The 24044-nt window shown below is 46.5% G+C and carries 21 protein-coding genes; 8 read left to right on the top strand and 13 right to left on the bottom strand.

The window, feature by feature from the left end; all coding sequences use genetic code 11:
* Positions 1-387: 387 nt before the first annotated feature.
* The gene (locus DKW60_RS07860; RefSeq protein ID WP_109837104.1) at positions 388-1626 is read left to right on the top strand and encodes an SH3 domain-containing protein; all 1239 of its coding nucleotides are present in this window, start codon (positions 388-390) and stop codon (positions 1624-1626) included.
* Positions 1627-1818: 192 nt separating this feature from the next.
* Positions 1819-2544, top strand: coding sequence for an SH3 domain-containing protein (locus DKW60_RS07855; RefSeq protein WP_109837103.1), 726 nt, complete (start codon positions 1819-1821; stop codon positions 2542-2544).
* 42 nt (positions 2545-2586) lie between these two features.
* On the opposite strand, the gene DKW60_RS07850 is transcribed toward DKW60_RS07855, so the two are convergent.
* The 13 genes from DKW60_RS07850 to DKW60_RS07795 all read right to left on the bottom strand — a co-directional run bounded on the left by DKW60_RS07850 (position 2587) and on the right by DKW60_RS07795 (position 17173).
* Positions 2587-4143 carry a DEAD/DEAH box helicase gene (locus DKW60_RS07850; protein WP_109837102.1) on the bottom strand — a complete coding sequence of 519 codons (1557 nt, stop codon included), beginning with the start codon at positions 4141-4143 and terminating at the stop codon, positions 2587-2589.
* 75 nt (positions 4144-4218) lie between these two features.
* On the bottom strand, positions 4219-6501 hold the full coding sequence (locus DKW60_RS07845) for a molybdopterin-dependent oxidoreductase (protein WP_109837101.1): 2283 nt from the start codon (positions 6499-6501) through the stop codon (positions 4219-4221).
* Positions 6502-6542: 41 nt separating this feature from the next.
* Positions 6543-7340, bottom strand: coding sequence for a DUF4166 domain-containing protein (locus DKW60_RS23630; RefSeq protein ID WP_181389622.1), 798 nt, complete (start codon positions 7338-7340; stop codon positions 6543-6545).
* A gap of 104 nt (positions 7341-7444) precedes the next feature.
* A complete protein-coding gene (locus tag DKW60_RS23970) occupies positions 7445-7780 on the bottom strand; it encodes a PrpF domain-containing protein (RefSeq protein ID WP_219988669.1) in 336 nt (111 codons plus the stop codon).
* A gap of 2 nt (positions 7781-7782) precedes the next feature.
* Positions 7783-8133: a PrpF domain-containing protein gene (locus DKW60_RS23965; protein ID WP_219988668.1), complete on the bottom strand. Its 351-nt coding sequence runs from the start codon at positions 8131-8133 to the stop codon at positions 7783-7785.
* A gap of 19 nt (positions 8134-8152) precedes the next feature.
* The gene (brnA, locus tag DKW60_RS07830) at positions 8153-8392 is read right to left on the bottom strand and encodes a type II toxin-antitoxin system BrnA family antitoxin (RefSeq protein WP_109837100.1); all 240 of its coding nucleotides are present in this window, start codon (positions 8390-8392) and stop codon (positions 8153-8155) included.
* A complete protein-coding gene (locus DKW60_RS07825; protein ID WP_109837099.1) occupies positions 8382-8645 on the bottom strand; it encodes a BrnT family toxin in 264 nt (87 codons plus the stop codon). The genes brnA and DKW60_RS07825 overlap by 11 nt, the downstream gene beginning before the upstream one ends.
* Before the next feature lie 314 nt (positions 8646-8959).
* Complete coding sequence (locus DKW60_RS24280) at positions 8960-11800, bottom strand: formylglycine-generating enzyme family protein (RefSeq protein ID WP_245929628.1); 2841 nt, start codon at positions 11798-11800, stop codon at positions 8960-8962.
* On the bottom strand, positions 11797-12780 hold the full coding sequence (locus DKW60_RS07815; RefSeq protein WP_109837098.1) for an AAA family ATPase: 984 nt from the start codon (positions 12778-12780) through the stop codon (positions 11797-11799). The genes DKW60_RS24280 and DKW60_RS07815 overlap by 4 nt, the downstream gene beginning before the upstream one ends.
* Positions 12781-12783: 3 nt before the next feature.
* On the bottom strand, positions 12784-14223 hold the full coding sequence (locus DKW60_RS07810) for a S1 family peptidase (RefSeq protein WP_109837097.1): 1440 nt from the start codon (positions 14221-14223) through the stop codon (positions 12784-12786).
* Positions 14207-14578, bottom strand: coding sequence for a trypco2 family protein (locus DKW60_RS07805; protein WP_146203449.1), 372 nt, complete (start codon positions 14576-14578; stop codon positions 14207-14209). The genes DKW60_RS07810 and DKW60_RS07805 overlap by 17 nt, the downstream gene beginning before the upstream one ends.
* Before the next feature lie 213 nt (positions 14579-14791).
* Positions 14792-16123, bottom strand: a complete 1332-nt coding sequence (locus DKW60_RS07800) for a GH1 family beta-glucosidase (protein WP_109837095.1) — start codon at positions 16121-16123, stop codon at positions 14792-14794.
* A 24-nt stretch (positions 16124-16147) separates the two neighbouring features.
* Positions 16148-17173 (bottom strand): substrate-binding domain-containing protein, encoded by a 1026-nt coding sequence (locus DKW60_RS07795; RefSeq protein WP_109837094.1) that lies wholly within the window; start codon positions 17171-17173, stop codon positions 16148-16150.
* Between the two features lie 309 nt (positions 17174-17482).
* Between DKW60_RS07795 and DKW60_RS07790 the strand changes: the two genes are divergently transcribed.
* From DKW60_RS07790 to DKW60_RS07770, 6 genes are all read left to right on the top strand, one after another.
* Complete coding sequence (locus DKW60_RS07790) at positions 17483-18850, top strand: ABC transporter substrate-binding protein (RefSeq protein ID WP_109837093.1); 1368 nt, start codon at positions 17483-17485, stop codon at positions 18848-18850.
* An 83-nt stretch (positions 18851-18933) separates the two neighbouring features.
* The gene (locus DKW60_RS07785; protein ID WP_109837092.1) at positions 18934-19941 is read left to right on the top strand and encodes a carbohydrate ABC transporter permease; all 1008 of its coding nucleotides are present in this window, start codon (positions 18934-18936) and stop codon (positions 19939-19941) included.
* Positions 19941-20297 carry a hypothetical protein gene (locus DKW60_RS23960; RefSeq protein ID WP_219988667.1) on the top strand — a complete coding sequence of 119 codons (357 nt, stop codon included), beginning with the start codon at positions 19941-19943 and terminating at the stop codon, positions 20295-20297. The genes DKW60_RS07785 and DKW60_RS23960 overlap by 1 nt, the downstream gene beginning before the upstream one ends.
* Positions 20298-20310: 13 nt before the next feature.
* On the top strand, positions 20311-21072 hold the full coding sequence (locus DKW60_RS07780) for a carbohydrate ABC transporter permease (RefSeq protein ID WP_219988666.1): 762 nt from the start codon (positions 20311-20313) through the stop codon (positions 21070-21072).
* Between the two features lie 66 nt (positions 21073-21138).
* Positions 21139-22239: an ABC transporter ATP-binding protein gene (locus tag DKW60_RS07775; RefSeq protein WP_109837091.1), complete on the top strand. Its 1101-nt coding sequence runs from the start codon at positions 21139-21141 to the stop codon at positions 22237-22239.
* 139 nt (positions 22240-22378) lie between these two features.
* Positions 22379-24037 (top strand): alpha-glucosidase, encoded by a 1659-nt coding sequence (locus DKW60_RS07770; protein WP_109837090.1) that lies wholly within the window; start codon positions 22379-22381, stop codon positions 24035-24037.
* Positions 24038-24044 lie beyond the last annotated feature (7 nt).

Below are 24044 nucleotides of genomic sequence, written 5' to 3'. Positions count from 1 at the left end.
GATTTACCTCATATACTTATGTTATTAAACGTGGAATCATAGCAGCTTCCTAGCTATATCATTGCTATATTGCGCATGGTGGTTACTCACCTCAGCCCATGTAATAAGCAAAGTCTATTTATCACGGCATCAATATTAAGTAGGCTGATTATTAACATCCTTTTTAGGTTTCAACCTTACAACTAGAACATCTACACGCTAAAAATACATAGGTTTATAACAAAGGCAGTGCAAATCATTGATTTTGCTCGCTTAGCACTATAATATAATTACAAGAAGTGTATGGAAATCGTTGCATTCCACTGGTAAAACTGATTCAGCGGCCTCGATTCAAACCTTATAATGTCTCCTATAAAGTAAATATTAAACAGGGAAAGGAATAATTTTATGAATGTATTTAATCGACTGAAACAGGCAGCGTCTGTCTCTGGTATTGCTCTTTGCATTAGTGTCGCGGCGATGAATCAAGCGACTGCAGCCTCTGAGCGTTATATCGTATCGGGTGTAGAAAGCTGGGATACATTGAATATTCGTTCTGAGCCAAATGCCAGAAGTACGATCATTGGTGAAATCCCATCGAACGGTAGTGGAATCAACAGCGATGGCGAGCAAGTACAGACTGGTCGCTCTACCTGGATTAAAATAAACTGGAATGGTGTTAACGGCTGGATCAACAAGCGCTACCTTGCGACTGATTACACTTATACGCCGCCAGCACCGGTTGCAACACAAACGACGACCACTCAGACTTACATCAACACCCCGAACTACAGCACTCAGGTTACTCAGCGTACTGGTGATATCTATGATGCCGGTACAGGGACTGTTCGCAGCGTATATGTTGGACCGGGTAACGGCATGCCGGCAATTACAACGAAGCAGCGACCTACTCAGGTTGTTCAGCAACGTCCTGCCAATACCGCCAACACACATACTCACCCTGCTAACCCTTGCACACGCTCGGTTTCACACACGCATCCAAACGGTGCCAATCAACATACACACCGTTACAGCTGTCAGGGACAGGCTACTCAACAGCCACGTCCACAAGTTCAGGTTCGTGCTGCTACACAGACCAATGCAAACACGCACACGCATCCACGTAACCAGTTCACTAATGCCGTGACTCATACTCACGCAAGTGGCAGTTCACAGCACAAGCACAACTACGGTGGACAGCGTCAGGTACAGCAGCCTCAAGTTCAGGTTCGCGCTGTCACACAGACCAATGCAAACACACATACGCATCCACGTAACCAGTTCACTAACGCAGTGACGCATACACACGCCAGCGGTAGTGCACAGCATAGCCATAACTACGGTGGGCAGCGTCAGGCACAACAAGTACAGCAACAACGTCAGGTAGTGAACACAGGCACTCAGTTAGTGACTCACATTCATCCTTCTTCGCCTTACAACAAGCAAACTCAGCATACCCATGCTGGTGGTGCAGGCGTACACGTACATGACTTCTTGCTTCCTCCACGCCAGGCGGTAACAGCACAGGTATCACAGAATTCTGCCAATACTCACAGACACCCTGCGAACAATTTGACGAACTCGGTGACACACACACATCCGAACGGCGCCAACCAACACAGCCACACTTACGGTGGGCAGCGTTAATTGACTGCACAAGGGCGAATAACTCAGTTATCGCCCTTATTAGGCAGTCGGTCAGTTTACAGATGGGAAAATACTCAGCGACTTGTTATCTGTAACGCAATAACAATACCCCTGTGAGTTCGACCCCAATCTTAGCCCCGTTAACAAGCACTTGTTTCGGGGCTTTTTATATTTAAATTAAGGACGGTTTAAATGAAAATCAGCACTTTATTGGGACGTGCAGGATTAGTAGCAGCCGCTACACTTCTGTCAATTCAAATGGCTCAGGCAGCCGTATTTCAAATTCAGGGCGTCGCGAGCAATGACTCGCTCAATATGCGCAGCAAACCCGGCACGAAAAACCCCGTCGTCGCTAAAATCCCGCATAATGGTAAATATGTTCGCAGCACAGGCCAACGCGTGTCAGTCGGTCGCACTGTTTGGACTAAAGTCACCTGGCAAGGAAACACTGGCTGGGTAAGTGAACGTTACATTCGCCCAATGCAAACGGCTCAGGCTCCCCGACCCGCTGCACCACGAGCCGTCGCACCAGCACCAGCCAGAGTCGCGCCACGCCCGGCCGTTGCACGTACACCTGCAGCACCCGGTTCAAAAGGTAAATGGGTACTGGAGTGCGGCAATATGAGCCCATTCTGGAGAGTGATTGTGCACACAGGAGAGGCATTGGATGTCAATCTTCGCGGACAGCCACTTGGTATGCTACCGATCATTCATCAGCAGCAAGACCGTAACCGCTGGAACACGGCGATGAAAACGGTGCTTAAAAGCTCAAATGGCCAGTCTCAGGCAGACATGACGGTTAAATACACCAAGCAATGCTTCCACACATTGTCTAAACAGAATGTGCACTACCGTGTGAAGGCGATGATTCGTGGTGAAGAGCTAAATGGCTGCTGCCGTGCGGTTCGTATCCAGTAATCATCACACCAACAAATCAGTCTGATTTATCAGGCTGATGTTTCACTCAGAGTCCGGAGCTTTCTTATAAAAAGAAGGCTTCGGATCACTATCACCGTCTTTTTCAGACGACTGACGCTTTGAGTCCGCAGTTGGCGCATCACCCGATGAGCCTTTGTACAGACTTGGCTTTTTTGAGGCCACTGGATTGCCATAAAACGCCGCGCCTTTAGGCTCTTTGTAAGACGTTTCAGCGTCAGCTTTCTCTGCATTTCGCTGAGCAGTCGTCTTATAAGGCCCGGAACTTTCTGACTTGCTGATACCCTCACCTGAGCCGAATGGCTTTTTAGTCCGCTGCTTCTTAAGACTCGCTTTTTGTTTCGCTTTACGCTTCTTACCAACCACCTTCTTTGGCTTACGACGTGATGGTGGCGGTGGTGCAATCTCATCCGGCTCAAACCCCGGAATCACTTCTCTGGGATAGCGTTCCTGATTGTATTTCTCGATGGCTTCAAAGTGCGCCAATTCATGGTGCGCTACTAAGTTGATTGCTTGCCCTGTCTTACCGGCACGACCAGTACGCCCGATGCGATGTTGATAGTCATTTGCCTGACGGGGTAATTCAAAATTAATCACACAGTCCAGCTGACCAATATCCAAACCGCGTGCCGCAATATCCGTCGCAACCAAGACCCGTAACTTACCGCGTTTAAACAGCGCTAACGCCTCTTCACGTTGATCTGTCGGGATATTGCCATGCAACCCAAGCACATCCACATCTAAGGACTTCAATGCCTTCACAAGCTCATCACAGCTCTTTTTAGTAGTGGCAAACACCAACACCTGATGCCAATCATTTTCTTTTAATAAATACCCCAAAGCAGCCACTTTATCGCGCAGATTCACCGTCGCAACGTGCTGATCGATGAGAATTTTAGACGCCAGCGGAATGTCGATGACCTCGGGATTGTTCAGCACTTTACGCACTAAATCACGAATGGAATCAGGGAATGTGGCGGTAAAAAACAGATTCTGTCGCTTGTTTGGCAGGTGCTTAAGGATCGTTTCCACTTCATCCTGAAAGTCACTGCTAATTAGCCGGTCAACCTCATCCAGCACCAAAGTACGCAGCTTGTTAAACACAACCGCTTTAGCATTAATTAGCGACAATAAACGTGCAGGTGTTGCTACCAAGACCTCGACGCCATGCGCTAATGCGCTGGCCTGAACGTTGACATCCACACCACCATATACGCTGGTGCAACGCACTGCGGGCCGCATTTTAGAGCCAAGCTCACCCACTACTTCAGATACCTGTAAAGCCAGCTCACGCGTCGGCACCAGAATCAAAGCACGGATATGGTGACCTTTAGCGGCATTCACGCCCTCTTCCAGACGCTGCTCAAGTAGCGATTGTAGTAAAGGCAATACATAAGCTGCAGTCTTACCGCTACCGGTTTCTGCACTGGCTAAAACATCACGCCCCTCGATGATTTTAGGGATCGCGCGGCCCTGAATCGGCATCGGGCGATCAAAACCTTGCGCATTAATCGCATCCAATAAACAGGGGTGCAATTCAAAACGTGCAAAACTATGAGGTGCGTCGGGTTGGTTTGACATAGCGGCCTTTCACTGAGGTTCGAACAATCGGCTATTCTACCGTAAACGATTTATAAATATCAGCTTTTGACAGCATTAAAGCAGTGCTGACACCTCCACCAAGGCCGTATGTGCACTGGAACCTTGCCCCAAGCGAGAAGTACCCACATCACGCGTTAGCACATTGGGATTACCGTGCTCATCCAGCCCTTTGGAATGGCCATCAGTTTGTCCGCCCTTTGCATGTTTGTGGGTATCACTAAACCAAACGCCTGTTGGTAGCGCCACGACATCCTCGACAATATCCTCCGACACACGTAAACGCGCGCGACAACTTCCACGCTCATTATGTACTTTGACAATGTCACCCGTTTGCAGTCCACGTTGCTGTGCATTCGTGGGATGCATAATCAGAGTTTCAGGACGAGCACCTTCAACATCTGCCAGCGCACACTCTAATTGACTATGCAGCTTATCACCCGGTTGCGGTGAGATCATATGCAGAGGCATTGCCTCAGTCGCAGCCCCTAACCAATCCTGAGGCGGTAACCAGATCGCGTGCCCCGCACAATCGTCATAATTAAACCCTTCGATGGTTTCAGAGAAGATTTCAATCTTTCCTGATGGTGTTGGCAGTGGCGAGGTCTGCGGATTTTCACGATAGTTTCTTAAAAATGGCTTTTCATATTCCAAACTACGGATAGGCAGTTTCAACCAGTTTTGCTCACGCAAGCCATCAAAGTCTGGAATATAGACACCCCCTTTCACTGCATTATCATGAAAATCTGCATAAAGATGACGTAACCACTGCTCAGCACTCCGTCCTTCCGTAAAAGCATCCCCTATGCCCATTCTCTCAGCCAGACCCGCAAAAATCTCATAATCATCACGTGCCTCATGCTGCGCCGGAATCAACTGCGGCATATTAAACAGGTAGTCGTCTATTTTGGATAAACCGATATCTTCACGCTCATACGGTGTGGTTGCAGGAAACACAATATCCGCACGTCTAGCCGTCGCTGTCCACCACGGCTCATGCACAATCACCGTCTCCGGCTGTTTCCAGGCCTCATGTAAACGATTTAAATCCTGATGATGATGGAAGGGATTACCGCCACACCAGTAAACCAGTTTGATATCCGGATAAGGTTCTCGCTTACCATTGAAATCGTAATCCACACCCGGATTGAGTAGCATGTCAGCAACACGCGCCACCGGAATAAACGTCTTCACAGGATTCACCCCTTGCGGCAAGGTCATCCCCAGTAAATGCTTTAACGGCTTGCCGATGCCACCAATCGCCCCATAACCAAAACCAATGCCGCCGCCGGCCAGCCCAATCTGCCCCAACATCGATGCCAATGTTGCCGCCATCCAATACGGTTGCTCGCCGTGCTCGCCACGTTGCAACGACCATGACACGGTAATCAGCGTACGCGTCGTCGCCATATACCGCGCTAGTTCAGATATTTCATCCGCACTCACACCACAGATCGCACTGGCCCATTCCGGCGACTTTGGCTGACCATCACTCGTACCTAACAGATACGGTTTGAAACGCTCAAAGCCTGTCGTAAACTCAGCAAGAAACGCCTCATCGGTATAGCCTTCCGTTTCGATGACATAAGCCAATGCCAACATCAATGCAGTGTCAGTCGCCGGTTTAACCGGCAGCCACTCACAACCCTCAGGCGCATCAGTTCGCTGCGGGCCGATGTTGATCCGGCGCATTCCCGAGGCGGCGAATTGCTTAAAACGATCCGCGGTTTCATGCTCAGTAATTCCACCCATACTGACCTGTGAATTCTTGGGATTAATCCCGCCAAACATCACCAATGTTTCGGTGTGCGCTGCAATGGTTTCCCAACTATCCTGCGAGCCATAGGTGAATTTCAAAAACGGCATACCAAACACATGTGGCATAATCGACTGCGCGCAACCGGTTGAGTAACTCCCAAAAGACGACACATAACCGCCCGCCGTATTTAAAAAACGATGTACCTGACTTTGTGCATGATGAAAACGCCCCGCTGAGCCCCACCCGTAAGAGCCGGCGTAAATCGCTTCGTTGCCGTGCTCTTTGCGCACCCGATCAAGCTCAGCAGCGCCAATATCTAAAGCCTCATCCCACGGCAACTCAACAAACTCATCTTCTCCCCGCTTGTCACGGTTACGACTTTCCAACCAACCACGGCGAATCGATGGACGTTTGATACGGCTATCATGATGAACAGCAGCCGGTAATATTTCAGAAATCGCGCTAGGGTTTGGGTCCGCACTAAACGGCTCGACAGCCACAATCGCATCACCCTCGGTAATGACTTTAAACGCACCCCAGTGACTTGAGGTAACACGTGTCTTTCGCTTGGCATCGGCCATGATGTACTCCGCTACTATTCGCAGGAAATGAGACTTGTATTTTAGTCACTTTGGGCGCTGAGTAAACCTTGATAACGCACTAAAGAGCCCAGCATAGGCAATGAAAATTCAACGTGAAAACGGTACTGGTCATCCTCGATTACCTTGTATGCAGTCGTCTTAGGCACCAGCCAGCGCGGCACCGGCAGCCCCATAAAACGAATACTCAAACACCGCCAATACCAACCGCCGTCTTTGACATCTACCGTCAACTTCATGGTTAACGGGCCGGTGGCCTCAATCCAATAGCCATGAGTGATAACACCCACCGGCTCAAACAGCGACTCGATATAGGAATACTGGTTAAAACAACGCCCCCAATGCAAGCCTGCACTATCATGCGAAATCGTCACCGCAAGCTGGTGCGTACCCGCTTCTGGCAGCTTCATTTTCTTAGCCAGTCTACGACCAATTACACCGGCCAACCCTTTGCCGTAATGAATATCCACATCGCCCGTGAGCGTGCCACCATCTGTGTGCAGTTTCTGGAGTAATGGGTGGAGCTTGGTGAATTGATCACCGAACCATTTTTTAACTAAATCGCTCGGGACGATTTTTGCCAATTCATACTTCTCAGCGAGTTGATCGAGGTCTTGCTTGCTGCCGTGGATTTCCCATTCAAACCAATTAGTCCATTCCAGATACAGTTTTGATTGATCTTTTTTGAGTGTGTAACTATCGAAATCGATGCCCTTGTCGAATGCCAGCGGGCTGTACTGAGCGCCTAGCTTCCAGCCTTGTTGCTTGAGGTCTTCAAGGATTTTATTGCCCAGATCAGTATCTATATTTTCGACTTTCACAAGCAGCACTCATCTCGTTTTAGATAGCCATAAGTATAGACGCTAAAGTCCACTGTAAATAACCGATTCTCCTTTCACAAGCACCTGCGCATTTCTTGTATATCTCACGCTATCGATATGATCACCCCCATCAACAACTCGATATCAAGCACACCTGCGGGGTTCTCAATCGCGACCTGATAGCGCCCTTCAGCAACTTTCAAACGAGCCACATCACCGAGCTGTTTATATGCAACCGTGCCCTCTAAAGTGCACGCAGCTGCCAAACAACCGCCACCTGATACCGCCAATGAGCCATGTGGTTTTTGCGGCATAAAATAACGAGTGCTGATATCCCCCGCATGAGTCGCTGGTGACACCATGCAAATTTTGGGAATCGTCTCGCTGTGCTCAAGCTCTGACTGAGACATCAAATGACCTTGACGGTTTTTCAGTTTCATTTTCAGACCAACCAATACCCAAAGCTTTCTGAGCCGCTCCAGTCGATGTCAGATTTACCGGCGGCGAACTGTGCTAATGTGCTATTTACTTTGCGGTTTTCTCTGTCGACTACCTCGATGATAAATAGCTTGTTGCTGGTTGGCGCACCACGTCCTAAGCCAGTGATCTGGCTTTGGTCTGAGTGGCCGGACTCAGGGACGCCCATGATTTTACGCAGTATATTGTCGTGTGACTCTTCATCAGCCGGAAGGTCGTGTTTGTTGAGAATGACGCCGGTCGAAGTGCCGCCCCGCATGTGGTAGAGAGGGATTTGGAGTGCTTTTATTTTTGGTGTATTACTTTGACGAGCCAACTTTAAGTCAACCTCAATTTCAAAAGCTTGCCGAGCCCTCTGCTTTCAACCGTTCTACCAACCAAACTTTAATGATCGACTGTCTGGTCACACCAATACGTGCCGCTTCACGATCCAATGACTCGACTACCCAGCTAGGAAAGTCTACATTGATGCGCTTTTGTTCCAGATTAGGCCGTCGAATCGTTGACAGTTTTAAGTCATCGATTATGTCTTCGTCATCGTCATCAAATTTTTTATCAAACTCATCAGCTTTCATATAGTTTTACCTCCTTCTTTCTTGAACGACGAACAGAAATGATACGAATGGATTCATCGCGATAGGTGATTACCGCAGACCAATGTTTTTCATTTATGCGTCCGATAATCAGGAAACGTGGTTCTGTTTCTGAATTTGCCTGAATCTCGATATACGCTGCATCCTCCCAAAGCTCTTGAGCATCAACAAAGTTGATACCGTGTTTGTCAAAGTTAATCTGACTTTTTGCTTCATCGTATTCAAATATTGGCATGAGTATAAATTATATCAAAAATACTCAAATGGCAAATTCAACCACATCGAAACTGAGCTAAAGATTCACTATTCCCCACATATAAGTTTCGGTTGACTCAACTTTCTTAAGCATTGCCTTGAGATGCGTAATCGCACCGTCATCAGGATATGGCCAAGGCACACCTCAGCACTATTAAAAAAATTAACTGACCTCTCCCAGCCTGACCCAAACCCTGCGCTGCTCCGCGACGCGCTGTGTTTCGCTCTGTCTGCTCGCTACATCTACCGACTGCCGTTGCTGTCTTGCTACGCAAAACCGCCCTGTTCGGTAGCTCAAAGACCTACAGCAATACGGAAGCCGAAGAACCTGACGCGGTTAGACGCGTCGTTCCGGTAACGGATAGCAGAGCGGCAGCTCCAGCCGTGACCGTACCACGAGCCACCACGCAGCACGCGTTGCACGCCAACCTCTTCTGCATTAGTTAATAAAGCGCTATCGTAGAAACCACCGTACTGTCCTGTTTTGTCTGCCTGTTTTTCTTGCGCTACCGCGCTAGAAAAGCGAGCAGTCACGGGGTCAATAACCGAGCTATTACCTAAATTTTCTTGCCACTCATCAAAACACCACTCAAATACATTGCCATGCATTTCATAAAGTCCCCAGTCATTCGGGGCATAAGACTTTATGCGAGCCGTTTTTTGTTTAGCATCCTTGCCCCACTTAAAACCCTCACCTTCTTTTTCTAGCTCCCATGTATCACGATAGTTCACGCGGTCAACGCTAATATCATCGTCAAAAGAGAATGGCGTCGCAGTTCCTGCACGGCAAGCATTCTCCCACTGGGCCTCGGTAGGTAAATGAGCCAGAAGCTCCGGGGTTAGTTGTTTTAACTGTTGAATGAAACGCTGTGTATCTAACCAACTCACTTGCACTACAGGGTTTTGTGAGTCATCTTTAAACTCTGATGGATTGTCACCCGTCACTGTCTGCCATAACTCTTGAGTACAAGCGGTATCTGCTAACCAATAGCCTTGGGACAACGTGACCTGATGCAAGTCTTCGTTGTTGTAACGACCATCTTCATTCTCAGGCGATCCCATCATAAAAGTCGTCGGCTCGATATAGCGAAGGCGTTGCGTCACCCCTTTTACAGTAAACTCTGCAAACAAACCAAACTCATCAGTACCAACCTTTTCAGTCTCTTCTACCGGCTGCCACTTGAGCTTTTCATCTTGCCACTCTGGACGCATTTCATACGAATTGCCTTCAAAAATCAGTACAGTAATAGGCACACCATCTCGCATAGTGATTTCACTTGCCCAACTTGGTTTTATCAACGAACGAATGATTAGGTGTTCTTGCCCCGTGTCTAGGTGAAGCTTATCGAGTAAGCCTTCGTGCTTCGAGCCACCAACTAGCGTCACGGCCTTTCCTGCGAGTAAGGGCGTGTTCTGTCCATTCGCTAAAATGCTGTTTTGTACCGTTGTAAACTCGGTTAACGACTGACCTTTGAGCTTGGCCTCATCACCCAAAAATAACTTAGAACCAACTTGCCTTAAAGCCAGTTCCCTTTTTGGTGCTGACTGCTTCATTAACTGGTTAATGATTTCTGTTTTGTTCGTGTATTCACTTTCAACAGCGTGCCCCTGATCTATCTCTTTACGGTTTGCCAAGTAATACAAAGCAGCAGTGTAGCTGCTCTTTTTGTCTTCAAGCTGCGCCTCACTCATACGTGACAAATGACGGCGGGCAAAGCGCATCATGCCGTCATGGTCACGGTCTTCGTTATAGCCTTTAGCCAAGCTCATCATGAGTGCTTCAGCCTCATCCACTCTTGCCTGATCAACCTGCATCAGCTTTTCGGCATTTAAAATAGACTCCGCCCAAACAGAGGCAAACTGTGAAGCGTGGTGCTGACCAATACAATCCAGTACCTGCTTTTTAAGCGCTTGAGGTTGTTTTGCAAACTGCGCTTGGTAATGCTCACGTCTCTCTGTTCGAAGTGTGATTGCCGTATAACCCCATTGCACATCAGGGTGTAGGTAGACATCTGCTTCGATACCACTTTGCCCTTCTTGCGCTCCCAATAGCTCGCACAGCGAACGTAATAGCTCTGGTTCTATATGAGGTGATAAGGAAAGAAAAGCGAGTACTCGCTCCACTTTTTCTTGATGTTTTGAGATATCCCCACGAACTTGCCGTGAGTTGAGTTGACCGAAACGTTGCCACAGTATGAGCTGTGTTCTGGCTTGTAGCTTTGGACACTGTTTTGCAGCAGCGATTGGAGCCAAGACAATAGGTGTGATTCCACGTCGGTTTAACGTGACAACAAACTGTAACCAACGCCGACGAATCACACTGCTTTGATCGGCTAATTGCCCTAAATCACTAAGAATGAAAACCATGCTTTGAGCGTGTATCTTTTTCCAGGCCTGCGTTTTGAGTTTTCGTTGCTCCCAGTCGTCATAAGCATAATAGTCACACGCAGCTTCATCCCTTGCCAGCACTCGTATATCTAAGCCGATTTTTCCATGCTTTTGCTTAATCAACTCACAAGCATCACGTATGTCACCCCAAAAAGGCAGCAAGCGGTCATTTAAGTCAGCAATCACCGTTACACGACCCGCTGGTAGTAAGCGCGGTTGTGTGGGTAATTCTTTTAGTGGCCTTTGTTTAGCAACCTGTCTAACCAAGGTTTTCACATCCAAATTACGACCTACCGCTTGACGTAGTTGTTTACGCACAAAAGGCGTCAGCGTTCTTGTTTGAGTAAGCGGTGCAGGCTCTGTTGGATCTTGCGGTTCAGACTTCCAATAATTGTTTAGTTCTTCACGACTCAGTGTCTTTACACTATCAAATATTTGCGGTGTTTCTTGCTGAGCCTCAACTTCGGTTGCATAACGTTGACGGTCAGCTAAATAGTAGTAACTGACTTGTGGTCTGGGTTTTGGTGGGTCTAATTTCTTAGATGGCAGGGGCGCTAGCTCGTCGATTTCGCCCCCGTTCTCTTTTGGCAGAGACTCTTCATGATCCTCTTTATCCAAGTCACCCAGATATTTCTCAGATGCTTCGTAACCAAATAACTCAGCGATGTCAGCACGCAACTCAGCATCGGAGCTTTCTTTCCAAGCCCTTAATAACTGCGCACGACTGACTTGCGATTGTAGCTTCATGCATCCGCCTTACGTAGGCTGAACTCCTTGATTTCTTCTAGTAGTTTGAGTTGTTCAGTCTCTCGGTTATCACCTGCTTCAGTCATTTCAACTAAGGCGGTAATCAAGTCGATATACTCTGAAAGTCCTGCTTTTATCATGCCTTGGCTTTCTGCTTTTTCCCGGTCTTCTTTTAGCTGTTTCGCGGCTTCATCCAGCACAATATCGCTACACTGATCCTTCGTGATATGTACACGCACACGTGCTTTTAGCCATTCGATTAACTCATCTTTTCCATCATCGCTTGTGCCATCAGGGATTTTTAAGTGCAAAACCAAGCAGCGACGAACAAATGCAGGCGGCAATTCACGTTCATCATTAGTCGTGATAATCACAAGCGGCGCAATACCTTGATGACCGACGTTGACTTTTGCCAGCGGAACATCAAAACCGTTATTTCCTAGCACTTCGAGTAAACTGTTTGGCAATGATGGGTCTGCTTTATCGATCTCGTCGATTAATACGACAAGTCCATTTTTGCGGTTTTTTGCATGCCCACAGACGGGTTTATAAACTTTATGATGCAATTGTTCATATTGTGTTGCAGCGTTAGCCCAATCAAATGTCCACCACAGCACACTCGGGCTTATGTAGCGTTTTGGATGTAAATCATCGCCTGTTTTGATTTTTGCTTGAGCATCACTTAGGCGTTGGATTGGATCGTCTTTCCAAAGTAACTCTTGGCCTTCGGTATGGCTGTTTATTACCTCAGCGATGAAAGCACGGTTTAGTAATTCTGCAGCTGCTAAGGCAAGGTAGCTTTTACCTAAACCCGGCTCGCCTTTTACTAGCAGCGGACGGTTCGTTGCGAGTGCCATTTGTAACGCGTAGGCGGATTTTTTGTCTAGTAAGTAGTGTTTTTGTGTCCACGAGCCTGTTGGTTCGAGAGTTACTTTGTGTGGGTATTTTAGGTCGAAAGTTTCTTTGGAATAGTTACTCATAAATCAAGCCAAGATAATTTGTTTTACAAAGGAGCGTACGTGAGTTTGTAGCTTTCCTTCATCAGGGAAAACTGACTCTGGTGATCGGTCATACAAGACAATAGGCAAATCGGGTAATAACTTTTCATGGATATACTTGCGGACTTTTTCATCCATCAAGGCATGATTTTGAGCCTCCTCGCTTTTTTCGTTTAACTCAAAGCGATAGACCGCACCGTCATCTTCTCTTGATAATAATAACTGTTCATTGACTTCGTCATAGTGCTGGGGAGAATTTTTCAGACTGTTTTTTGATAAACCTTCGTTACCCCATTTTTTATAGATTGCATAAGCAACGCTATTAGCTTGATCTTCTGCTGCGTCTTCAAAGTCAAAGCCAAGTTCTTTTTGTGATGCAGGTATGACGTGCTGCCCCACTAGTTGATCCGTCTGTTCAAACTTAGGCTCGACACCATATAACTTAGCAACTGACAACTCTGCCAATAAGCGTGTACTCACTTCTAATTCGTGGAAGTGCTTTCCTTGCCAACTGCAAGACATATCAACTTGGCTAAGAAGTAAATAAAAGAGCGACTCGACTTCATTTTTACACTCAGCAAGGTTAAGACCTTTACATTGTTTCTTTAAATCTTGAATGCATTTAACAGGGTTTATTTTGAGTTGAGCCAAGACATCATCACAACTTGGGAGTTTAGCTTTAAATGCTGGTGTAGCGTCCCAAATATCGCGTAGTTTTTTCTCATGCTCTTGTTGATATTCTGAATACTCTTTTCCGTAAACAGCTTCTGCAAAGTTTGGGTTATCCAACAAATGGGCAATTGATGCAGCTTTCAATAATCCATTGAAAATTTGTTGCGAGGCTTCTCCCTCTTTTTTATAAACAGGTGAGCCTTCAATAAAAACCCCTGTAAGGTGACTGCTATTCGCCTTGAAAACGGGTGCGCCTGACATCCCTTTCCACCAAACATCATCAGTTGCAAAGCTTTCGGTTTCCAACTCTTGAAAAGATTGATTGTGAACTTTTGAGAGATAGTTCCCAGCAGCAGCTTTTTGATGATGTTTATCTAACTCAGGCTTTTCTGCCGCCCGTGGATAGCCAAAGCTATGCCAAAGCTCTGGGTAGTCAGGTGTATTTTTACAAAGTACTACTGCACTAAGATCTACTGGAGTACTGCACTCTATAACTGCTACATCTAGCCCAGAGTCAAAATCTGCATCTGTCACAGGAAACAATATACGCTGGATAAAGCTTTTATTGCCTTTTTCGGTTGGCCAAAGGATGTAACTGACTTTATCTTGCTTCTCATTGTAGTTCTGAATATCAGGTATAACATGAGCAGCAGTAATGGCAACACCATCGCGTGTAGGATAAGCCGTACCTTTTTCAAAAGCACCACTAACGGGGCTTACTAATAAACCAACCAGTTCAGATTTCAGGCTCATTTTCTGTCGTATCCGATACTTGTGTTTTTTCTAATTTACCCGTTTCTTCATTCAAGCTGGCAGCCGACAGTTTCAACTTTATTTTTTGTGTTGAAGCTTTTTCCCACTTACCGTTGGCATTCAATTTTGCCTCCGCTTCACCAAGTTTTAAAAAGTCCAAAACTTTAAGATCAACCTTACCTGTTGCTTCGCCTTTTCCGTCAACGCCCCAAGTAACTACAGTTTGTAACTCAACCTCAATGTCTTCGATTATCAATGGGTTCTTAGGGTCACTGTTTTTTTGTGCTTTTTTCAAGTCACTTTTAAGTGCATCCAACACTTTAGCTAACGGTATACTCATATCCACCCCATTCATATTAAGTTAAGCTGCTTTTATAACATATTAGTTCAATATTTACCCCTTATTACAACTTCACGCTAGTGAGTTGACCGCACTTGTTCAGTACCTATTCGTAACAAACACACAAGGATGATATGCAAGGCAAAAACGAAAAAGCCCGAGTAAAAACTCAGGCCGTTTGTTATCTAACTATGTAGTTTAGAATTTCTCTGCTTCCGTCGCCAGCGACTACTTCACCAACGCCTCCTTCAACCCCAAATAAGACCCCTTAGGCGTCCTCTCCAAGCTCTCAAAATCCACATGCACCAGCCCAAATCGCTTGTCATAGCCCAGCGCCCATTCATAATTATCCAGCAGCGACCAGACAAAATACCCCTTCACTGGCGAGCCATCTGCAATCGCCTGCTTCACTGCCGCAACATGCTGATTCAGATAATCAATCCGCACCGGATCAGCAACTTCGCCATCTTCAACCTCATCATAAGAAGCCATGCCGTTTTCAGTCACATAGATCGGTAAACCTTTGGTGTATTCGCGGTCTGCCCACGTTAAGAAGTGATGCAATCCTTGCGGGTAGACTTCCCACTCCATCGCAGTTTTAGGCAATGGCCCTTCAATCTCATCGTGATATGGGAACTGTCCGCTGTCATTGGGTGCGATGACCTTACGGGTGTAGTAGTTCACGCCCAGCCAATCCACTGGCGCGGCGATAGTCTCAAAATCATCCTGATAGTTATCTGGAAGGTGCTGACCAATCTCAGCCACCACGTCTTCCGGATATGCCTTGTTAAACACGCCGCCTAAGAACCAGCGATTGTAAATGCCGTCGTAAAGCTTGGCGGATTCTTGCGCTTGTGGTGTGTCATCCACCGGACTGGCGTATTCAAAGTTCATGACTACGCCTAAATTATCCATACCTAAACCGCGCATAGTTTGAATCGCTTTACCGTGAGCCAGCAGTACGTGATGCATGGCACGGGTAGCGGCCCTGACGTCTCTGACGCCCGGTGCGTGATGACCTAAGAAATGACTGAGCCATGCGATACACCACGGCTCGTTAAAGGTGGCGGCAGCGTGTAAACGGTCTCCGATACGACCCATAATGACTTCGGCAAAGTCAGCAAACCAATCCGCGATATCACGATTACGCCAGCCACCCATGTCCAGAATGGCACTCGGTAATTCCCAGTGATAAAGACATGCGTAGGGTTTTATATCGCGCTCCAGTAAGCCGTCTACTAAGCGGTCGTAGTAGTCCAGACCTTGTTGATTTACCTGCCCTCTGCCTTCAGGCATTACGCGCGCCCATGAGGTAGAAAAACGATAGGAATCCAAGCCACAGTCTTTGATCAGGTCAAAATCTTCCGCCCATTTATGGTAATGGTCGCAGGCGATTGCGCCGTTTTCACCACGAACCACATTGCCCGGTGTGGCGGCAAAGTCATCCCATTGTGAACGGCCACAGCCGCCAAAGTCGCTGCCTTCTATTTGATAGGCAGAGGTCGCAACACCAAACTCGAACCCCTCAGGGAAGTCTTTTCGTGTGAAATCGATTGTCATTTTAATTTACTCAGTGAATAGCACTCAGGCTTGTGGTGGCCGTGCTGTTGAGGAGCCAAGTACAAACTCAGCCTCCCACAATTCATGGCAGAAACCGGAGTCTGGTTGATTGATTTTTGAAAGGAGCATTTCAGCAACGCGTGTTCCTGCGTCGTGAATGGATGACCTTAGCGATGTGAACATCGGTATGTCACCACTGTTTTGTAAGAAAGAAAGTTGGTCATCGAAGACCACCAGCGATACATCTTTACCCGGCACTAAGCCTGCCTCATGAATGGCTCGTACTGCACCCAGTGCCGGAAGAATACTGGATAACAAGATTGCAGTGGGTGCCTTGGCCTGCTTTAAAACTTTTTTCAGCGCCTGGTAACCTTGTGGCTCGACCATTTCACTACTAAACATAATCTCCGGATCGATAGGAATACCGGCATCTTTTAGTGCTTTGAGATAGCCGTCACGACGTCTGGCGGCAAACACCATATCTTCAAAACCGTTTACCAGTGCGATTTTTTGATGCCCAAGGTCTAATAAGAAATTGGTCGCCCGTTCAAAAGCTCTGAAGTTGTTCACATCCAGCCAGCTGTAGTCAGCATCATCCGCCATCGTTCTACCGTGAACCACAAAGGGTAAGCCGAGATCCTGAAGTAGCGCGATTCGTGTATCACCAACACGTGGACCATGAACGATAACGCCATCTACCCTGCCGTCTTTGGCAAAGCTACGATAAACCGCCTCTTCTTCACTCTCCATGACCACACGCAAGATCATGTCGTAGCCAGCCTTTGCATAGGTTAGTCCGGCGCCTGCAATAAAGTCTGAAAAGTGTGGGTTGATCATGGTGTGGACAGATAAAGGAACGACATGAGCAATGACATGAGCCTTACCCTTAGCCAAGCGAGTAGCGTGATGGCTGGGGTGGTAGTGATTGGCTTCTGCGGCAGCTAGCACCCGATTGCGCGTTTTTTCACTAACTTCCGGATAGCCATTTAACGCACGGCTCACGGTGGTGGGCGATAGTTTTAAATGGTCGGCAAGCTGTTTTAGGTTCATGTAGGATCTTTTCTCAAAGCGCTTTGAATATCCAAGGTATTCTCAATATAACTGAAGGATTTCAAATTAACAAGGTAGTGAGAACCATTTTCATTTTTTGTACCTTAACGATAATAGTTCTTTACTTCAAATTACCTAACAAGCACAGTAAATACATTATTATTGCAGGAAACGTGTCAAGCAGCAGACCATACGGTGCACTAAAAATTTAAGCGACTAATTCATTGCATTCTAAAATAGCCTTAACTACAATAACCGTCAAAGCGCTTTGATTTTTTGATTTGTGCTTTGTCATTATGAGGAGATATTATGAATTTACATCTTAAGCCCGCGATAGCTGCGGCTCTATTTGCGGCTTCTACATTCACAGGAGCAGCGATTGCTGCCGGTGAAATGCCATTTAAACCTGGTGAAGGTGACTTTAACTGGGAAAGCTACGAAGCCCTAAAAAAGACTGACCTGAAAGGTGAACAAGTCACCGTCTTCGGACCATGGCTTGGGCCAGATCAAAAAGTATTTGAGAATGTACTGTCTTATTTCGCAAAGGCGAGTAACGCTGACGTCAAATACGTTGGCTCAGACAGCTTTGAGCAACAAATCATGATTGATGCTGAAGCTGGCTCAGCGCCTAATATAGCGGTATTCCCACAGCCTGGCTTAGCAGCTGATATGGCAAAACGTGGTTTTCTGACACCGCTGGGCTCTGAAACAGCAGACTGGGTTAAAGAAAACTATGCAGCAGGTCAGTCTTGGGTTGATCTTGCTACTTTCGCTAACTCAAAAGGTGAAAAGGATTTATACGGATTCTTCTTTAAAGTCGATGTGAAGTCACTCGTTTGGTACTCGCCAGAGAACTTTGAAGACGCTGGGTACGAAGTACCTGAGTCAATGGAAGATCTGAAAAAACTCACTGATCAAATTGCCAAAGACGGAGGCAAACCTTGGTGTATTGGTCTGGGTTCCGGTGGAGCAACAGGCTGGCCAGCAACTGACTGGGTTGAGGATATGATGCTGCGTACCCAACCGCCTGAGGTTTACGACCAATGGGTTAGCAATGAAATTTCGTTTACTGATGAGCGAGTTGTTGCTGCAATTGAAGAGTTCGGTGCATTTGCCCGTAACGATAAATATGTTGCTGGCGGCGCTGGTTCAGTCGCTTCAACAGATTTCCGTGACAGCCCTAAAGGTCTTTTCTCATCACCTCCACAGTGCTATATGCATCGTCAGGCTTCCTTCATCCCCGCATTCTTCCCTGAGGGAACAGAAATTGGCGCGGATGCAGACTTCTTCTACTTCCCGTCGTATGCTGATAAAGACCTTGGTAAACCAGTATTAGGCGCAGGTACTTTATTCACCATTACTAAAGACAGCCCTGCTGCAAGAGCCTTGGTTGAATTCTTGAAGTCACCTATCGCGCACGAAGTATGGATGGCACAAAAAGGGTTCCTTACACCATTCAAAGGGGTTAATCCAAAAATGTATGCAGATGACACATTGCGTGGCATGGGAGATATCTTGTTGAATGCGACCACATTCCGTTTTGATGGATCAGACCTCATGCCAGGTGGTGTAGGTGCTGGTAGCTTCTGGACAGGTATGGTTGATTATGCTGGCGGTAAAGATGCTGCTGAAGTCAGTAAAGCCATTCAGGATAGCTGGGATGCTTTGAAAAAGTAACTCCGCCCTAAATCCTAAAAAAAGAAGGGCAGCTTACAACACCGCAAGATGCCCTTTGTTTTATATACTAAGGAGGGGTTAATATGAATCCAGCACTTCAAGGTCTCTTGACCATTATTATTGGTGTGGGTGGTTGCGTAGGCTATTTTTATTTTTCCAACCAGTTTCTAGATAAAGTATTGTTTCCTGCTAGTGGGCCTAATGCTGGCAAGAATATTAATCGAGCAAATATCATTCGTCCTTGGTTATTTTTACTACCGGCTCTATTAGCGCTGGGCGTGTACCTAGCCTACCCCGTAGTAGAAACCTTACGTCTGTCACTGACTGAACGACTTCCTGATGGTGGATCGGCCTTTGTTGGCTTGGATAATTACGAGCAGATGCTTGATGAACCCAAGTTTTGGGAAGCACTAAAAAATAACATGCTTTGGTTACTGATCGTGCCTGCACTTTCAACGGCATTTGGCTTACTTGCTGCTCAACTCTCAGATAGGGTTTTCTGGGGCAATCTCGCTAAATCGTTAATTTTTATGCCAATGGCAATTTCTTTTGTTGGTGCAGCCGTTATATGGAAACTGGTTTATGACGCACGTCCAATTGATCAAGACCAGATTGGTGTGCTCAACGCGTTATATATTTTCTTTGGTGGCGACTCTCCGAACAACTGGTTAACCATCCCATTCTGGAACAACATTCTATTGATGATTGTCTTGGTCTGGATCCAAACAGGCTTTGCAATGGTTATTCTATCTGCTGCCCTGCGAGGTATTCCGGAGGAAACGGTTGAAGCAGCTATCATTGATGGGGCTAGTCCATTTCAGGTGTTCTTTAAGATTAAGGTGCCGCAAATCATGGGTACTATCGTAGTCGTCTGGACAACAATCACTATTACCGTATTAAAAGTCTTCGATATTGTATTCGCAATGACCAATGGACAATGGGAGACCCAAGTATTAGCGAATTATATGTATGACAAGTTATTCCGCTCACATGATTGGGGCGTGGGTTCCGCTAGTGCCATGATCATAATGCTGTTAGTCATGCCCATTCTTATCTGGAATGTGTACAACGCTCGTAAGGAGATGCAGTAATGGACAATATTGTTGGTAAAAAATCGGGCCTGACCTGGGCAGTACATATTTCCTTATTGATGCTTGTTTTGCTTTGGTTATTCCCTACTGTGGGACTACTGGTATCTTCCTTTCGCACATCGGACCAAATTGCGAGCAGTGGTTGGTGGAACTCTCTAACGCCATCCGTACAAAATTTCACGTTGCGTACCGACCCTCCTACAAAACAGGTCGAAAAAGATGGCCAATTTGTCATTGAGGGAAACCTATTTACAAAGGAAAGTGGTGCCATTATTTCCGTCTGGGGTACCAGTTCACGTGAAATCAGTCGCTATAACGCCACTGATACCGCTGAGCTGAAAAAAGGAGCAACCTAATGGTGATTACCGTATGGCAAATACAGAGCCATTCACTGGTAAACGTGGACAACGCATATTTGTTACCGCTGAATCGCCACCCGAATTTACTACCGAAAACTATAGAAATGTTTTACTTGAAGATAACAGGGAGGGAATGGCAAAAGCATTCTTTAATACATTAACGGTAACCATCCCTGCAACAGTTATCCCGATTCTCATTGCAGCCTTTGCCGCTTATGCGTTGGCATGGATGGACTTTCCAGGTAGGGCTTTACTCATCGCTGCGGTAGTGGGATTACTGGTTGTACCATTACAACTTGCTTTAATCCCTCTTTTGAAGCTTCACAATGAAATTGGTTTGGGTAAAGGCTATATCGGTGTGTGGCTCGCTCACACTGGGTTTGGACTCCCGCTGGCTATCTATTTATTGCGTAATTATATGGTGGGATTGCCAAAGGATATTATTGAAAATGCCCGAGTGGATGGTGCGACAGACTTTCAGATTTTCGTCAAAATCATTCTGCCCCTGTCTTTCCCCGCGTTAGCTTCCTTTGCTATTTTTCAGTTTTTATGGACGTGGAATGACCTATTAGTCGCCATGGTATTTCTGATTGATTCAACTGGGGAAACCACTGTAATGACCAAGCAAATCGTTGAATTGCTGGGTACGCGGGGAGGAAATTGGGAAATACTGGCTACTTCGGCATTTGTCTCAATTGCCGTACCGATACTGATGTTCTTTATGATGCAAAAATATCTTGTGCGTGGCTTACTGGCTGGCTCAGTCAAATAAGTGGCAGGTATTCAAAACTTTTACCTATCGCATACACAAAACGAATTGGATGAAGGAAAGTCACTCATGGCAGATCTGAAACTTACTAATGTTGGAAAAACATATGGTAGCAAGATTAATGTACTTAAGGATATTAATCTTGATATTGAAACAGGCGAGCTGATTGTATTTGTTGGCCCGTCTGGTTGTGGTAAATCAACGCTATTGCGGATGATTGCAGGATTGGAAACGATCACTGAAGGTGATTTTTATATTGACGGAGAGCACATGAATAATGTGCCACCGGCACAACGTGGGATTGCAATGGTATTCCAGTCCTATGCCTTGTATCCTCACATGACCGTGCGTGAGAATATGTCCTTTGCACTGAAACTGGCAAAGAAAACACCTAAAGAAATAGATACAGCTGTTAGTAAAGCCGCTAAGATTCTTCAACTGGATGAGTATCTTGACCGATTGCCTAAAGCGCTATCCGGAGGACAGCGGCAGAGGGTTGCCATTGGACGCTCGATCGTGCGAGATCCCAAAGTGTATCTGTTTGATGAACCATTATCGAATCTTGATGCAGCACTGCGGGTGGCCACCCGTATTGAAATTGCCCAACTTAAAGAAACTATGCCTAATTCCACAATGATCTATGTGACGCATGATCAGGTTGAAGCAATGACGTTAGCGACACGTATTGTGGTTTTGGCGAACAAAGGAATTGCACAGGTGGGAAGCCCCCTGGACTTGTATGAACGCCCTGAAAATGAGTTTGTTGCTCAGTTTATCGGTTCTCCGGCAATGAACCTGATGCCAGGAGAAATAGTAGAAACAGGAGAGGTGACTAAAGTTAAAGTCCATGCAGGTGGCGGCGTCATTGAAGCGAATATTCCCACTCAGTCTAACCAACAAGGTATTGCTGTGAATGTGGGTATTCGACCAGAGGATATGCTGCCTACCGACTCAGAGAACTATGCTTTTGAAGGCACTATTGAAATATCTGAGGCACTAGGTGAGGTAACGCAAGTGTATTTTACCAAGCCAACAGAGGGTGATAATCCTATCATTGCAAAGTTGCCGGGCATCCATCGCAATGTACGCAATAATACAATGCGTCTGTCAGCGAATCCGTCGAAGATTCAGTTATTTTCAGAGGGAAAATCTTTATTGTACTCTTCGTAAATTAGATGATTAACTCAGTAACGTTATCTGCTCAAAAATCGGTTACATTTTTGAAGAATTATAGAGATCTACAGTTATCCAAAGCGCTTTGTTTTGTGCTGTGATTTTCTAACTGAAAGTGAGTTTAAAGGAGCCATAGATGCCAAACAGGCAAAGCAAACAAGATATTAGGGACAATCGACAGTTGGGGGGAGACAGTGACTGGTGGCGCGGTGCCGTAATCTACCAAATCTACCCTTGCTCCTATCTGGATACCAATGGCGATGGTATTGGTGATCTGGCGGGTATCACCCAAAAGTTGGATTACCTTGCCGAGCTGGGTGTGGATGCCATTTGGATATCGCCATTTTTTACCTCACCCATGAAAGATTTTGGTTACGATGTTTCTGACTATCGTGGCATCGATCCAATGTTTGGCTCTCACAGTGACTTTGCGACGCTACTGGAAAAAGCACACTCACTAGGCATTAGAGTGTTGATTGACTTGGTACTATCACACACCTCTGATCAGCATGAGTGGTACAAAACCAGCCGGCAGTCACGTGATAATGAAAAAGCGGACTGGTATGTCTGGGAAGATCCTAAACCTGACGGTTCACCGCCAACTAACTGGCTATCAATTTTTGGTGGATCAGCATGGGAATGGGACTCAGTACGCCGTCAGTACTTTATGCACAACTTTCTGACCTGTCAGCCTGATCTGAACTTTCATAACCCCGATGTACAGGATGCTCTATTAGATGTTGTCCGGTTTTGGCTCGACTTGGGAGTTGATGGCTTCCGTCTGGATACTGCTAATATGTATTTTCATGATGCAGAGCTACGCGACAATCCTCCCGTCGCAGAGGGAATGGTAGTCAATGGTGTTGATCCCGTGAACCCCTACTCTATGCAGGAGCCAAAATATAATATTTCCCGTCCGGAAACGCTGGGATTTATGGAGCGTTTTCGCAAAGTTTTAGATGAATATCCAGCAGTCACATCGGTAGGCGAACTGGGGGCTACTGTTGATATGTACCAGACTGTGGCTGCTTATACCGAGGAAGGTAAGCGATTGCATAAAGCGTATAGCTTTGACTTTATGACAAACACCTTTAATGCAGCGCACTTGCGTTCAGTCGTTGAACGAACTATTCAACACATAGGCTCTGGCTGGCCGTGTTGGGCATTCAGCAATCATGATGTTGAACGTGTCATCAGTCGCTGGGGGGTTGACCGTGAAGCCGCTCCTATGCTCACTGCGCTGTCGACATGTCTGGGTGGCACGGCCTGTTTGTATCAGGGTGAGGAGCTAGGTTTACCAGAGGCCGAAGTCGCTTTTGAAGACCTGCAAGACCCATTCGGTATCCGCTTCTGGCCAGGTTATAAAGGACGTGATGGCTGCCGTACACCAATGCCATGGCAAAAGGATGAGCATCTAGGAGGGTTTTCTTCTGCTGAACAAAGTTGGTTGCCCGTGCCTGAGGAACATTTAGCACTGGCTGTAAGCGAACAACAAGGCGAAGGAGCAGTATTGCAACGCACCCGACATTTCCTGCATTGGAGAAAACAATACCCTGCTCTACTCAAAGGGACTATTCGCTTTCTCGATGCACCAGAAGGGGTACTAGCTTTTGTGCGTGAATACCAACAGGAAAAGTTACTCTGCGTGTTCCATCTAGAGAACAGTGTTTTTCATTTTGACACCGGCTTGACTGATATTGAAGCACTCAATAGTGAGTTCTTTGGTAGTGAGTGGTTGAATGGTGAATGTGTACTACCTGCATACGGCATGTTTTTCGGCCGAATGGAAGCTTAGCCCAGTA

The organism is Leucothrix pacifica, assembly GCF_003172875.1.
Classification (GTDB): domain Bacteria; phylum Pseudomonadota; class Gammaproteobacteria; order Thiotrichales; family Thiotrichaceae; genus Leucothrix; species Leucothrix pacifica.
This window is presented reverse-complemented; position numbering and strand designations above follow the sequence as displayed.